This is a genomic window from Chitinophagales bacterium (assembly GCA_019638515.1).
Taxonomy (GTDB): domain Bacteria; phylum Bacteroidota; class Bacteroidia; order Chitinophagales; family LD1; genus UBA7692.
Genome location: JAHBTS010000007.1, coordinates 22,317 through 38,156 on the forward strand (window position 1 = coordinate 22,317; position 15,840 = coordinate 38,156).

Genomic DNA, 15,840 nt, shown 5'->3' on the forward strand with positions numbered 1-15,840 from the left:
TGGTTTTTATTCTTTAATAAATTTCTGTTTGTTCAGGAAATACATGCCTGATGGCAAATTATTTATGGGTATAATTTCCGTTTCTGATTTTGCTTTGGCAGAGTACACCACTTCGCCCAAAAGGTTGGCAATGATTATTGGCGTACCTTGTGCAATACCGGAGATGTGAATACTGCCGGAGGCGGGATTGGGAACAATCAATACTTTATTATCTGTAAGATTTTTATTTACAGATAACACCGGATTACCTATAATAAAAACACTGTCGCTTTTTGGATTGAGGATAATGGTGTTTCCCATATTATCTGCCTGCCTGTTTTTTGTAATGATTGCCAACCCGTCAGTATGGCTCGTGATATGGATGCTGTCTACTGCAACAGCAGTTATGGTGGCAATTTTCCCAAAGCCAGAACTAGGAAACGAAGTTGTTTTGCCAATGCCCAAGTAAACTTTTGCGGAGCTGCTATCAACTTTAGACAATGTAACAAGCTTTGAAAGCGTGTCTAACCAATTTTCTTCAAAACTGACTTGTAAAGAGCTGGGACTAACAACGGCAGGGTCTAACTGAATGTCAGCAGCAAAGACATAAGCGTCCGGTATGGTTTTCAGGCTGTCGCCCGTCCATACCTCAATGGTGATGGTATCGGAGGGGTAGATGGTATCGTTCAGAATTTTGCAATAGATGAACGGAGCGTTTCTTGAAGCTTCATTACCATCGGTTTTATTGTGTGTTAAACTCCAGTTTTGATTGATTGCGTCCACATCGGTATTGTCAATAATCCCGTTGCCGTTGGTATCGCTAAATTTGTAATTGACCAGATTTTGATAAGATGCGTTCCAGTTTGGGGCTGCCTGTGCTTGCCACTGTATAGAGGCTGTGGGTCTTGCCGCGCCTTGCTTTCCATAGCCTACGCTTATAGGCAGCAGGTCGAAATTATCTACAACACCATTGTTGTCGGCATCTCCGGGCCAAACACAACCTACACAACCTTGATACCGCATGGCGGTAACTTTACGCCCGTTGGCATTATCGGCATAGGCAATAACCGGTGTACCTGTATTATCTATTGCTATTGTGAGAGATGAAGCAGCAAAATCTCCATTCCAGCCTACCCATCTGTCAGAAATACCTGTATCGCCTGCCGGAATCCAATTTACGCCATCAAAGAAAAAAACCGAAGCGCGGTGGTCGAAAGTATTATTATCCTGAACGACAATATGGGGAACTTCATTAGCATCTGTTGCCAACGATGGATAGAAACACATATTAGCCCCGTCAAAGTAATCGCCTATTCTTGTCCAGCCTGGATTATCAAAGCGATATATTTTAGGATCGGATCCTCCTGTTTGATCTCCGTAGCATAAAAAAATTTTGTTGTTGGAACTAAGGTGAAGCGAGTAATAGCTGGGATTAGAAGTGGAAAAAGTTTGAGAGCCGGCATAAATCCAGTTATTATTACTGAGCGTTTTTACCCGCACAACATTACTTGGCGAACCTTCTTTGAGCGCAAGAAAAGGTTGATCATTTTGATCAACAACCAGCGAGAGCCAAGTAGATATAAAGGTGGAGGAGGCCACAGTATTGCCTAACAGCACCCAATCGGTACCATTAAAATACTTAACGGTAGCTTTCAGGTTGTTATTAAAATCGGCATAAGCAACAATTGGTGTTCCTGTATTCATAACAGCTATGCAGGGCCAGTGTGCATTGCTTTCGCTTATTCCAAAAATAGAATCGCCAACAAATACCCACCTGTTGCCAGTGAACTTGCGTACCACACCTTTTCCATCGACAGGTGCAGAATAGAAAATCCAGGGAGTTTCGGAATTATCTATAGTAAATGCTATCCTTCCGGGAGTGGTGTTGCCAAAAGGTATGCTTCCTACCTGTGTCCATTGACCTGCTGTAAATTTCATTACCTGTATAGCGCAAGAACCTCCTGCCGTGCTATCGTGGAAAGCAACATATAATACTCCGGCAGGGCTTTTTTTGAGTATAACTTGTGCATACGCTTTGCCAGAGCTGAACGCTTTTGTACCCAATACCGACCATTGGGCTGTTAGCTGCTGCACAACTGCCATGAATACAACCAACATAAAAAATGCATGTATTCTGTTTCTCATATTTTAATTGCTCTTTACAATAGTTGCCTTTACAGTGAGTATGGTGGTTTTGGGTTCTGTATTGGCAGTGATGGTTACAATTTTGCTCTGCTCACCACTTTTGCCGTTGGGGTCAAAAGCCACTTCAATTTTACCCGACTCGCCCGGGGCGATAGGTTCTTTGGGCCAGGTGGGTACGGTGCAGCCGCAACTGCCTTCTGCGCCAAGTATCATCAACGGCTCTTTGCCTGAGTTGGTAAACTCAAACGTGGTGTATTGCTTTTTATCGTCTTTTATTATACCAAAGTCGTGTGTGGTTTTGCTAAACTGAACGGCTGTGGGCGGTAAGTCGGGTATAGAGTTGATGGGTGCAACGCCCTCTGCCGGTGGGGGTGTTGCACTTGTTGTAATTGCATTGGGCTGTGAAAATTGCTTTACCTGAATGTATGTTTGAATACAAAGGCAAACAGAAATAATGAAAAGAAATAAATTGGTTAAACGCATGGAATAAATTTTTAAGGGTTTGGAAATGGGCAAGTGCTATTGCAGGGTCGTAAGTAGTATTTTACACTGCCCGTGCTTTTACATGACCAGTAAGACATGGTGCCACCTGAACTTTTACACCACTCTAATCCACAATCCCAAGTGCCACCCACTTTTTGAATACAAATTCTGATGTCCATTTGTTGGTTGGAGCCATTTCTGACTTTTACGCTTACATCATTGGTATTTCCACAATAAGCAGTAGTGTATTTATTTTCAACAACTTGCCCATACGAGTTCCATGTAGCCCAATCTGAGCTGCTGCATCCCCCACCGCTGCTGCCCGATGAAGTACCCTTGTAAACCGTGCCGCTGCATCCGCTTGCGGCATCGGCACAGGTAGCAAAGCATGAATTTTTTGATGAACAATAATAAGGGGATGAAGACGGGCAACATTTGCCACTGCTCACCAATACACTACCCGAAGAACAACTGCCCGAACCCGTATAATTAGTAGAACTGCAAGTGCCGCCACCGCCTGAGGTATTTATATAATAAACCGAGCCTCCGGCAGATTTTGCTGCAGAGCAAGTTTGATAGCAACTATTAGCACCTGTGCTGTAATAAGGATAGGACGATGAGCAGCATTTACCTGTATAAACAGGATACCAACCGCTGGAGCAACTGCCGGTACCTGACCATGTGGTGTAGTTACATGTGCCGCCTCCTCCGCAAGCACTCTGGCAGGCTGATTGGGTTGAATATTGCGCTCCGCTGCTTACATAAGTGCAACTACTGCCATTGCAATTGTAACCTGCGCTACCGCCACCACCACCTGTGCTGCTTAATCCTTTTGTTACCGTTCCGCCAGTGCATGCATTTGATGCTGATTTACAACTTGAATAGCATTTGTTTGTTGCTGAACAGAAATATGGATAGTCGGAGGGGCAGCAGGAACCTGGCCCCACTATTACGCCATTTGTGCAGGAACCAGACCCCTGATAAAGATAATCCACACAATTATAGCAACTGAAATCGCAGGAGCCGTCATCCTTAGTTGCATCTGTATTGTAATTGCAGGCATCATAGTCGGTACAACCCTTTTTATCGCAACCATTAATGCTAATGAGCAATAGCAATGCTACTGCCAGTACTAACGTTTTGTTTAGATTTTTCATGCGCTTATCCTTTTTTTGCCTACTCTATAATCCCCTTTTCGGCTGCCGGGGTTTACAATCAAAATAGTTTCTGAAGTTCATTTGAAGATGGACGGGGTGCATCGATAGTAACTATTTTCAGGTCCTTATCAATAACCATGTATCGTGGTATGGACTTAATCATGTAGGGTTTAAGTTGTTTTATTCCCTCTTTGTCAATAAACATAGGGTGAGTCTGTTTCAGTTCCTTTGCCATTACCTTCCATGTCTCCAAATTGTCCCAAACACTAACACTCACAAAGTTTACTTGATTGCCATACTGCTGCTCCAGTTTTGTCCAATGAGGTATTTCAGCTTTGCAGGGTCCGCACCATGTTGCCCAGAAATCTATTACGGTGGTCTTGCCTCTAAACTGTGCCAGACTTACTTTTTCGCCATTAAGTCCCGTGCCGACAATATCCACCAGTGGCTTTCCAACCATGTCAACTACTAACACTTTGAACTCCATTGCTTCGCGTATTCGCTTTTTTTGTTGTTCTGCTTGCTTCAACTTACCCTCTTTCCTTTGATTTAGTAGGTCAGCCATTTCTGGATAGACTTTAGTGTAATCAGTTATTGTAGCAACCATTCTGTTGGTTATTGTATCGATATCTGCAAATAGCTTCGCGGTATCGCCATTTTTCATATTAGCATATATCGGTTGCCAGTCCAACTCATCGGCAAGAACGAAACCTGCTAATGTGTTGTTGCGTTCAGCTCCTTTTCCTGAAAAACTTAACGTCTCGTCAAAATAGGATGTATGGAGAGTTAGTTTTAGCTCGTCTCCGGGTACCATAAAAATGAAAGTAACCTCCTGTCCATCAAAAAATCTTAATGACTTTGCCGTGTCAAGATTGAATTTCATTTCAAAACTGCCATTCTTGCTCAGTTTGACAGCCCCAAGTTTGTCGCTAACGTAATCTTCACCTTTTTGGTAGTCATAATAAAGAAAAACGCTGTCGCCTGTCGGGGCAATAATGCTACCTGACAACGAAGTGTTTTGAGCTTTGGTGCCAAGGGCGATGCAGAGAAATAAAAGTGAAATAGAAATAGTTTTCATTGCTAGCTTTTTTTGCCTACTCTATAATTCCCTTTTCGGCTGCCTGGGTTTATGTGGTGTTATTGTTCTTTCAGTTTTACATAAAACAGATTGGAGTTTCCCATGTGGACTCCCTCTTTGGAGATAAACTCTTTGAAGAAGTCTATGCGCGCCACTGCTTTGGTCATTTGTTTTTGCGAGCCGCTGTAGGTCCATTTCTCTGTAAACCGCACACTGTTTACCAAAGGAAAGGTAGTAAAATACTTCCCTTTGGTGTAGGTAGAATCAATTCTGCCCACACGGGTTTTTACCTCATCAATGCTTAGTGGTGTTTCATCGTTGCCCTTTTCAAATGCCTGCAAATTGCCGATAAGCACATCGGTGAGGATGGTATTAACCATGAAAACCTGTGCGGCAGAATCCTCTGACGAGATGAGTGGCAACGCATTGACTACCTCCCTTATAGGAGTATTTATTTCCAATGCTTTTAGTCTTAGAAACTTTGGCGTTTCTGTTTGGCTAAAAACACCTACTACCATTAAACTAAGTAGAGCTGTAATAATTATACTTTTCATACTCTTATTTATTTTGCCTACTCTATAATCCCCTTTTCGGCTGCCGGGGTTGGGCTTGTTTTTTTAATGTTACTCATATCCAAGCCCCACACCCAAACCTACCCCCAAAATCACGGGTAACGCCACTCCAAGCCCTACACCCAGTCCTATTGCTTTGCCAATTCTCCTTCTTTTTTCGCGGGCATTGTAGTCTTTTTGAATGGCTTGCTGGGCTGCATCGGTGCTACTAAGGTTGGCTGAGCGGATATACATCTTACTAGCAGTATTGAATGAAAGAGTGTCTTCGGCAGTAATATCTTTAAATCCGGTAATTTTTGCCGGGAAGCCCGAAACGCGAGCGGTAATGGTTCTTCCATCGCGTTCTACCTCATAGATAGGTTCAACCAAAATGTCAGCTTGAGTGGAGCGCAGTGCATTTTGAAGGGCTTCGGCTTTAATGGTTTCTATAGTTTTTTCTTTTACATCGCCAGCCGATGAACCAACGGAACGGGTATTTTCAATTTTTAAATCGGCCACTTTGGCTTTAGTGTAAATCCCTGATTTTGTAACATCCATAGAAGCTGTGTCGCGCGTACTCCATCTGATAGTACTGCATGAGGAGGATGTTAATAAAATGCCGGCAATGGCAAAAAGTAGAATGTTGTTTTTCATATTTTGTTTGTTTTTTTTGCCTACTCTATAATCCCCTTTTCGGCTGCCTGGGTTTATGTTGTGTTATTGTTCTTTCCGAGATGGAGAGTAACTTATCTACTCTTGATAAATTTTATCTGCTTGCTCATTCCATTTTCAAATACCTGGAGAATATAGATACCGCTTGAAGCATCATGCAAATCCATCTCTTGTTTTTCGCTAATACGGCTTTGCAAAATTGTTCTGCCGGTTATGTCAACAATTTTAATATCCCGTGGCTTAGAGTCGGAAAAGGTAATTGTGAACTTTCCGGTGTTTGGATTTGGAAATAAGTAAATGCTTGCCTTATCATCAATATCTATAACGCCTACCGGCTCAAAGCCGGTAATTAACAATACTGAATCAACGCCATAGTTAATGAGCTTTTCATTGCCTAATTTATCATTGGCAGCAATAGGTACCGCCTCTACTTTAAACCAACCATTTGGAGCATTTTCTTTAATTGGTAAAGACAATGTTAATACTTTTCCATTGCTAGTTAACTCTGAGGTATTGTAACGCGTAAGTCCAATGCTGATTCGCCCTTGGGTTGATTGGTTATCTTCAATCTTTATGTAATTGGTGCCAAGTGTACCAAACATGGAACCGGAGTAGTCCGTTTGGATGTTGGCAACATCAACTGCCGAGGCATCAAATAAAATATCGAAAGCAAGCCCATACAGACTATCTATTGGATTGGCATTATCACCAATATTGATAGCTACATTAATAGTAGATGGCAGTTGAGATGAATCTAACTGTGTGGCGGGAATATCAACTAACAGCGGAGTTGCATTTGCCCGTGCAGCACCACGATTTGGGTTGTGATACTCCTCCTCCTTTTTTGCATGAACCTTGCTAAGATTAAAGCCAATGGCATTCTGGTCGGCAAGGTCAACAGTGCCATTGCCGTTAGCATCGGCAAACACTGCCCATGCTTTATCGTTTTTGTTGGTTTTTACCAGCCCCCAGTTATTTCCGCTGCCCAGGTTGGCAGGTTGGGCTATCCATTGCAAACTGGCATTGGGGCGCACAGGACCGGTGCGGTTGTAGAAATACCCAATGGGCAATATATCGGCTACATTGCATTTTTTATCGTTATTCAAATCACCGGGCCATACGGGTACGTAGTAGCGTATGCGGGTGCTATCAGCCCAGGGTTTTAACCGCACATTGCGCTGAGCACCCAATACATCGTTTACTACGGGGTTAGATAACCAGAAGAGAGTAACCGTTTCGTTGGGGGTTTGTGCATTAAACTGTAGGTTAGGCAGGTTGGTGAGCTTAAAACGGAAGGTGTACACCACTCCATTAGCGGTTACGCCCTGCTGCCCGGAGGTGCGGGTCATACCAAAATCTATTTTGCCGTTGGTGGCAATGGGCGGCTGGTAAATAATGTTGCTGCCCAGCACATTGCCCACCTGACTGCTGACCATTTCCAATAGGTTTTGGTTGTAGTTGAGCTTGGCAAAAATAGAGAAGATGGCATCGGGGTCTTGAATTTTTACTACTACGGTAAGCGTATCAAAGTAATTGACCACGCTATCGGTTTCTAACAATAAACTACCCCCGCAATTAGTAACGGATGGTAAACTTGTAATAGTTACCGGCTCAGAGGGTGGTGATATACAACCGAATGTATCTATATAACTAACTGTATAAGTGCCCGGTTGGGTGATGACTGCGTTAATACCCACATTATTATTACTCCAAATCCATGACTGAATTGAATCTTGGTTAGAATAATATGCTTTTAGGAAGTAAGCACCACCATACTGCCCACATGCTGAATCGTAAGTGATATCAGTTATGATTGGTTGTCCTATGCCGGGATTCTTAATGTAAACAGTTACAAACTTAAAGATGCTATCACAACCATAGTTATTAGCAACTTGTTCAATCAGATAAGTGCCTTGATAGTACAAAGGTATACCGTTGATTATTTCACCTTTACAAACAAGGAGTGTATCGTACTCATATGTTACACTACCGTTGGGTACGGGATAACAACTTTGCTGAAATTTTCTAACAAAAGCATCTGGAAGCATAGACGCTTGCAAATTCCAACCTAAATTATTTTGGAATCCACCATATGCAATGCCTGTCACGCTAGCGGTGGTACCCGCCAGATACACATTTCCGGAAGCATCCGCAGCTACTGAATTTCCATAATCCTCATCAGCCCCCCCATAATAGGTTGCCCAAATACGACCACCGCTGCTATTGAATTTTACTAAGAAGGCATCTAAGCTCCCCCCCCCAAAAGTATTTTGGAACCCACCGGAGGCTATTCCGGAAGTGGAAAATGTTTCTCCTGCCAGATACACATTGCCGAAAGCATCCGTAGCTACTGAATGTCCATAATCAGGATAAGCCCCCCCATAATAGGTTGCCCAAATACGACCACCGCTGCTATTGAATTTTACTAAGTAGGCATCATGCCCTTTATAAGTATTTTGGAACCCACCGGAAGCTATTCCTGAAGTGGAGAATGTTTCTCCTGCCAGATACACATTGCCGGAAGCATCCGTAGCTACTGAATTTCCATTATCCTCATCAGTTCCCCCATAATAGGTTGCCCAAATACGACCACCGGTGCTATTGAATTTTACTAAGAAGGCATCAGTATTCCCCCCAATAGTGTTTTGGAAGCCACCGGAGGCTATTCCGGAAGTGGAGTTTGTTTTTCCTGCCAAATACACATTGCCGGAAGCATCCGTAGCTACTGAATTTCCATAATCCTCGCCAGCCCCCCCATAATAGGTAGCCCACTCGCCTACGGGGTCTATTGTTAAATTCTCGTTGGTATTATAGTTGCCTACCGCAAACGCCAATATATCGCCTTGCAGTAAAAAACTACTCTTTATCGGTTGCTTAATGCCCTGATAGGTAAAGGGAGCAGTTTCGGTTATTTTGCCCAGCGGAGTGGTGGCGTGCAGCTTGCCTTCGGCATCGGTATATAAGTTAGCTGCTCCATCGTATTTAATTTTTATATCGGCAGGGTTGCCTCCGGGCTTTACCACAAAGTCGTATTCCATATAATAGCCCTTGCTGTATATTACCCAATCTATATTGGGGTAAATGTTTTGGTAGGTAATGCGGGTGTAGTTTTTTACCCCCAGTATGCCATTAGGGCAGTGAGCCAGATAGTAGTTTTCGTAGTCGCTGCCTTCGCCTTCTTTAATAATAGTGGCATTGGCATTGGCGCCCACTAATTGCATATCCATACGGTAAAATTGGGTGCTGTCAATTTCAGCGTGTTCAAATTTAGCGGTCAGCGCTTTATCGCTTTTTTCTGTCGTTTTTTCAAACGTGCGGGTAAATTGGTAGTGTATGCCGGTGTGGCTTACAAACAGCTTTACTCCACGGCTGTGTGCGGTAAATAAAATATCGGGGCGGGGGTTGCCTTGCAGGTCGGCTACCTGCCCTGCATTTTCGGTAAAACGCAGTTCGCTGCGCTGTGCGCTGAGGTTGGCTGTGTTGGTGGCATTAATGGCAGTGGCTGCACTGAGCAATACTGCGATGATGTATAGTTTTTTCATAATGCGATATTTTTTTTGCCTACTCTATAATTATAATCCCCTTTTCGGCTGCCGGGGTTTATGTTGTGTTATTGGTTAGTGATACAGGTGTTCAGCCTTGTCTTATTGTTTACTGCGGCACTCGTTTTAATTCCGTATCAACTTGTGCCTTGTTGATTTACCGGCATGGGTTAGAACAATAGTGTAAATCCCAGCTGTGTAGTTTTGCAGATTTAACTTGGTAGTTTGCCCGTTAATGCTTTTACTAAGAAGCAGTTGTCCTACGGAATTATATAGTTGTAACAGAAAACCATCCTGATGTTCTGCATTAACAGCAACAGTAACATTACCGTTGGTAGGGTTTGGATAAAGAGTAAAATCTGTTGTTGCAACATCTGTTTGTTCAATTGCCGATATAGAGGACGAACATGGATAGATATAACCATCTTGTAATTGTAAATTATTAGGCGTGGGCGAATTGTAAAAGTATTCTGCTTTCCTGCAACCATCATTACAATATACATAATCATTATAAACGATAGTTGCCCATGCATTATTCTCCCATCTTTGAAACATATAACTTGTTTGGTTATTGTTACCATCATAAGTATAGATTTTCTGACTTTCCTTAATCCATACTCCAACTGAAAACGATTCGTATAACCAAAGTGTTTGGTTGTTATTTCCATCATAGGAGATACTTTCCTGAGAGCGATTTACCCAACTGCTACCATTCCAGCTTTGCTCTAAAAGATGAGTTAGATTATTGTTACTATCGTATGTATAGCTTGTCAGTTGAGCAGTATCCCATAAATTGGCATTTCTATTGTAACCTAATACGTTTATTAGGATATCGCTGCTATCGTAAGAAAAAACTTCATAGTTTGAAATTTCCCAAACACCATTATCCCAACTATAAAGCACTCTATTTATCCGTTTGTTGTTTGCATCGTATGTGCTAGAATCTCTACCCATCCCATCCCAACCATTGGCAGTCCACACCTGGTACATATAGCTTGTTTGATTACTATTGGCATCATAAGTATAGCTTGTCAACTCCAAATTTGCCCAACCGTTAATATCAGCCTGCTGCTCTAAAACACTTGTCAGGTTATTGTTATTGTCATAAGTCTTGGAAGTTTTTAAAGCATTATACCATGCACCGTTATACCATCCCTGAATTGTTTTATCTAGCAAGTAACCGTAGTTGTTATAGGTATAGGTAGTTAGGAATGCCTCTTTCCATGCACTGGTATCCCAGTTATAGGCTAACTCAGTTAAGGGACTATCACTTGAATTATACGTATAAATGTACATGCTACTAATAATTGAATCTGAATTAAGATGGTAAACGGTATCTGGCCGACAAGTTAAATTTGGAACTTGCGCAATGGCTACCATAGAAAGCAATGCTGTTGTTACAGAAAGAATAATTTTTTTCATATTATTTTTGTTTGCTCGCTCTAAAATTCTCAATTGCCGGTGAGCGATTGTTAGCCCGGCAAGGAGACTATTGATTTTGTTAACTTTTTTTGTTATGATGAGTAGTACTATTTAGTATAATATTATTGTATGTAGCTTAGAATCACTTCATCATGGTAATTTGTTTCGTCATAGTCTGCCACTGCGAGCTCGTAACTTCAACCTCACCCGTAAAGGTGTTGTTATTGTTGGTAAGCGTTCCATTTTTCAGTTTAAATAGAAAAGTGTCATAGTAAACAAAGGTTGCGTCCCCCTCCCAAATGTTGCTGCTGTTTTTTTGAATAGGGATTTTCACATCTACAGGTATAGGCATATGAGTGCCTGAACTGGCGCAGTTTTTACCGGGCATATCATCAATACCTGCCACAACTGTAATTCGGAGAGTATCATTTTTTATGTTATCATCTGATATAAAAAGTATAATACCTCCTGACCCATATGTTAGTTCGCAAGCAGCATTGTTTGAAACAGCAGTGCCAAAAATATGAACTGTATCTCCGAAATAGGGAGACGACTCGCACCCTCGAGATAATGTGTAATTGTTAGAATTTGAATTAGATGAGAGAGTTATACGATTAGTATCATTCCATTCAAAGAACGAGGAACCAAGACTATATGTAGAACACGCCTTCATAGTGGCGGACTGTCCCAAATAATAACCATCGGTTAAAATGCCAAGTGTAGAATTCCATTGGGAAGGATTTGGGCTACTTATTCCTGAATACATTGGTTCTTCATTCCCTTTTAGACCATCAATACCACCTTGACCCAATTCTCCATCGTAGGTTGTACCAGGTAAGCAAGCAAGTGTATATGAAAAGACCGGCAAAGCTAGGCTGAAATCATACTTGTATTTAACGAAATAGGTTATAATATTTGCTAGTGGGGTAAAAAACTCAAGACTAATTTGTCCTGAAGGGTCTCTCCAACAGCCTTGAAGTTGAGGGCGAACAACAGACCAACCTTCTACTGTAACTCCCTTATACATGACTGCAAGCTTGCAATATCCGGGATAAACAGATTGTAACCTTCCGCCATTGTTAGTAATTACAGAAGGATGTTTAATTGTAATTTGGTCGGGTGAAGTTTCGTACTTGCTAATTACTACGTTACCATTGCCATCGCTTTGGGTTTCAATAATACTAACTTTTACAGGCTTTGCTTTTATACCAAGGCTCGAAAACCCGCATGGATAATAAACTTGGTCAATAACATAACTTGTTGATGAGTTGCTGCCATTGGGGATACCAAAAACCATCTGTAGCGAGCCTAGAAGATTAGTCCCTCCAATAGATGCGAGTAAGCTAAAAACTCCTGACTGCGAACCCGCGGTAACAGATGTGCCGGAAACAGTAGCATCTCCAAATGCACCGCTCAATACAAATGTTGGTGTACCCGGGAAGATTTCATTCCCTTTTCTGTCAAAGATTTTGTAACTAAACGAAGCACTTTCTCCTTGTTTTAAAGAAAGTATTGGTGGGAAGAATGCAATGTTGTAAACATCTGAAGGTGGAGTTTGTGAGGTGCCGATAACTATTACACTTACATAACTGCTTCCATGTAAACCGTCTGTTACTTCAATATTGGTTTCCCCTTCTGCAATTGCATTAATATTTCCATTTGCTACCGTTGCAATTTGAGGTACTTCCGATGTGTAATTAAATGTAGGCTGAACAGATACCTCGGTGCCGTTTGCTTCATAGAGTTTAGCAGATATTGATGCTGACTCGCCAACCTTCAAAATTATAGTGTTTGCCGAAACCTGAATGATACCTGATTGAGATGGTGCTATATATTCTGGAGTAAAATTCAATTCATTACCCCCATTAAAAAATCCATCATCATCTTTTTTCTTACATGAGTCAGCACTTAGTATTGTCAATACCGCTACAAACAAAAAGTATCGTTTTATCATTGTAATTTATTTAGCTATTTAATTTTTTATACTCTATATCCCCTTTTCGGCTACCTAGCTATTTATCCCCCCACTTGTTCTTTTCAATTCAATAGCAGCTACGTTAAACCTCATTCTATTATTCGTTTTCGAATTGCAGTTGCTATAGCGTGCTTCATGTTTTTAACTTCCAGTTTACTTACCACGTTTCGGCTGTGGGTATCCACCGTATCTTCACTTATATTTAGCAGTATAGCAATTTGCTTTAGACCGCACCCTTCGGCTGATAATTTCAGCACCTCAGTTTCGCGCTCCGATAGGGTTTTTACTTCAGGCTTTGCTTCCATAACAAAGATGATTTATTTGCTTCTACAAGCAATCACGGTTTTCCGTGATTTTTCATATTGGCATTTCAAAGCAACAAAGCACTAAAGACGCTGCAAAAAAAATGTTGAGAAGCGCCAGAAACATGTTGTGGAGTGTGGCTTTTCTGTTGAGTTTTAGAGTTTGAAAGGCAGAAATGCGGCATACAGACAGGGTTAGTATAGATGTTTGCATATATAGAACCAGTAGTTGCATGTGTAAGAAAATATTAGGTATTTTACCTTATCAATCTATCCGACATATGAAGCAATTACTCACCAAATCAGTAATACTTATTACTTTCAATTTATTACTTATCACTTTTGCCTTTTCTCAACCAGGGGCTTTAGATTTAAGTTTCAACCCTTCGCTTAGTTCTTACGATGTAGTTCGCGCTATTGCCTTGCAGCCCGATGGCAAAATACTAGTTAACGAATGTTACGTTAATGCAATCAACACCAGCATTTCTCGCATAAAGAGGCTACACGCCAATGGCTCTACTGATAGCACCTTTACCCTTAACCATGCCACCGATTATGTTATCCGCGATATAAAGCTACAACCCGATGGTAAAGTTTTGTTTGCCGGAGACTTTAATATATACGACTCCATACCTGCCGGACGTATTGGCAGGCTCAACAGCGATGGATATTTAGATACAACATTTAATAGTGGAACCGGCTTTAACAACCGCGTGAATAAACTACTCTTACAACCCGATGGCAAAATTGTAGCCGGAGGTTTGTTTACCGAATACAACGGAACTGCTTGTAACCACCTTATTCGCCTACACTCCAATGGAGCTATAGATAGTACCTTTCATACCACCTACGGGGCTAACGGGGCTATTGAAGATTTAAAAATACAACCCGATGGTAAAATTGTAATTGCTGGCGATTTTACTGCTTATGAGGGTGCCAATACGCTACGAGTGGCGCGGGTAAACCCCGATGGCACCCGTGATAATAGTTGGATAACCCCAGCAGGTGCCTCAGCAGTGGTTCACGCACTGGAACTACAACCCGATGGCAAAACTCTTACAGGCGGAAATTTTTCACATTACAACTTGCAGGCAAAAAATAAACTGGTGCGCCTGCACCCCAATGGCGATATAGACGCACAGTTTTATATAGATGCCGGAGCTAACTCCGCTGTACGTGCTCTAAAACTGCTTAACGGTGGTGAAGTTTTAATAGCAGGTAACTTTACAACGTTTAAAGGTGTAGCTACCAACAGGTTGGTAAAAGTAAGCGCTGATTGTACGGTAAACACCGCTGATTTTGTAACCGGCACCGGAACTGACGATGAAATTTACTGCTTGGAAATACAAGATGATGGCAAAATTTTACTTGGCGGGTTCTTTAGCAGTTACAATAATTTCCCTGTTCATAAACTCGCTCGCCTCTATAACTGTCTTACCCCACAGCCCGATAGTATTTACGGCAAGAGCTACGCGCTTTGCAGTGGCGCACCACAAATTTATAGTGTTACACCGGTAAGTGGTGCTACTACATACGAGTGGACATTGCCCAACGGCTGGATCGGCAACAGTGATTCAGCATCCATAATTGCCACCGGCAATGGTATTGGCGGAACCATTACCGTAAAAGCCTTTACCGATAGCTGTGGGTGGAGCTATGTTACCACCCGCACTATTGCCACCATACAGCCCGATGCCGTACCGCTTTGTCTGGTAACAGTTGATACCCAAAGCACCCACAACATTGTATTATGGGAGAAACCCCAAACCGCCCTTATTGACAGCTTTTTCATTTACCGCGAAACCACCAGCAACGTTTATTCTAAAATAGCTTCACTCCCTTACTCCGCTTTAAGCGAATACCACGATACGGCCGCCAACCCCAACACCACCAGCTACCGCTATAAACTAAGTGTATTAGATACCTGCGGTGCCGAAAGCGACTTGAGCCTTTACCACAGCACCATCCACCTGCAAAACTTAGGCAATGGCAATTTTCAGTGGACGTTCTATAATATTGAGAGTACAGCCAATCCAGTTACCTCTTTTAATGTTTACCGCGATGCCTTTGGCAACGGCAACTGGTTCGCCATAGGTAATGTGCCGGGCACTAATAGCACGTTTACCGATGTTACGGCTAATTCATTTCCCGATGCGCTATATGTGGTAGATGTAAACTGGGGCATTAGCTGCGACCCGAGCCGAGCAGTAAACACCACCCGCAGCAACATAAAGCACAAAGGCATTATTGATGTGCCACTGGCAATTGGTAATAAATGGCAGGAAGCCGTTCAGGTGTTTCCCAATCCGGCAAAGGACAGGGTGCGTGTAATGCTACCCAATGGAATAACCGTTGAAGCCATTAAGCTGATTAACAGCTACGGGCAATTAGTAAAGGAGACAAGAAACTCAGGCAACGAAGAGATTGAATTATCTGGCATTCCGGCCGGTGTTTATGGTTTATGGATAGAAACGAATACCGGAAGATTGGTGAGAAAAGTGGTGATTGAATGGTAATACCAAAGCACACAGATA

The 15,840-nt window shown here is 42.2% G+C and carries 11 protein-coding genes; 1 reads left to right on the forward strand and 10 read right to left on the reverse strand.

Going from position 1 to position 15,840, the window contains the following annotated elements; translation table 11 throughout:
- Positions 1–6 precede the first annotated feature (6 nt).
- The 10 genes from KF872_11095 to KF872_11140 form a co-directional block, all read right to left on the reverse strand.
- A complete protein-coding gene (locus KF872_11095; protein MBX2904087.1) occupies positions 7–2,124 on the reverse strand; it encodes a T9SS type A sorting domain-containing protein in 2,118 nt (705 codons plus the stop codon).
- Positions 2,125–2,127: 3 nt separating this feature from the next.
- Positions 2,128–2,607, reverse strand: coding sequence for a DUF1573 domain-containing protein (locus KF872_11100; GenBank protein MBX2904088.1), 480 nt, complete (start codon positions 2,605–2,607; stop codon positions 2,128–2,130).
- A gap of 11 nt (positions 2,608–2,618) precedes the next feature.
- Entirely contained in the window at positions 2,619–3,764 is a 1,146-nt protein-coding gene (locus tag KF872_11105) for a hypothetical protein (protein MBX2904089.1), read from the reverse strand.
- A gap of 58 nt (positions 3,765–3,822) precedes the next feature.
- Positions 3,823–4,842: a TlpA family protein disulfide reductase gene (locus tag KF872_11110; protein ID MBX2904090.1), complete on the reverse strand. Its 1,020-nt coding sequence runs from the start codon at positions 4,840–4,842 to the stop codon at positions 3,823–3,825.
- Positions 4,843–4,901: 59 nt separating this feature from the next.
- Entirely contained in the window at positions 4,902–5,396 is a 495-nt protein-coding gene (locus KF872_11115) for a hypothetical protein (protein ID MBX2904091.1), read from the reverse strand.
- Positions 5,397–5,465: 69 nt separating this feature from the next.
- Positions 5,466–6,047 carry a hypothetical protein gene (locus tag KF872_11120; protein ID MBX2904092.1) on the reverse strand — a complete coding sequence of 194 codons (582 nt, stop codon included), beginning with the start codon at positions 6,045–6,047 and terminating at the stop codon, positions 5,466–5,468.
- 92 nt (positions 6,048–6,139) lie between these two features.
- Positions 6,140–9,607, reverse strand: coding sequence for an SBBP repeat-containing protein (locus tag KF872_11125; protein ID MBX2904093.1), 3,468 nt, complete (start codon positions 9,605–9,607; stop codon positions 6,140–6,142).
- Between the two features lie 126 nt (positions 9,608–9,733).
- Complete coding sequence (locus tag KF872_11130; protein MBX2904094.1) at positions 9,734–11,029, reverse strand: T9SS type A sorting domain-containing protein; 1,296 nt, start codon at positions 11,027–11,029, stop codon at positions 9,734–9,736.
- Between the two features lie 142 nt (positions 11,030–11,171).
- The gene (locus KF872_11135) at positions 11,172–12,983 is read right to left on the reverse strand and encodes an Ig-like domain-containing protein (GenBank protein ID MBX2904095.1); all 1,812 of its coding nucleotides are present in this window, start codon (positions 12,981–12,983) and stop codon (positions 11,172–11,174) included.
- A 110-nt stretch (positions 12,984–13,093) separates the two neighbouring features.
- Complete coding sequence (locus tag KF872_11140; GenBank protein ID MBX2904096.1) at positions 13,094–13,309, reverse strand: helix-turn-helix transcriptional regulator; 216 nt, start codon at positions 13,307–13,309, stop codon at positions 13,094–13,096.
- Positions 13,310–13,587: 278 nt separating this feature from the next.
- On the opposite strand from KF872_11140, the gene KF872_11145 reads away from it, so the two are divergent.
- On the forward strand, positions 13,588–15,822 hold the full coding sequence (locus KF872_11145; GenBank protein ID MBX2904097.1) for a T9SS type A sorting domain-containing protein: 2,235 nt from the start codon (positions 13,588–13,590) through the stop codon (positions 15,820–15,822).
- Positions 15,823–15,840: the final 18 nt, after the last annotated feature.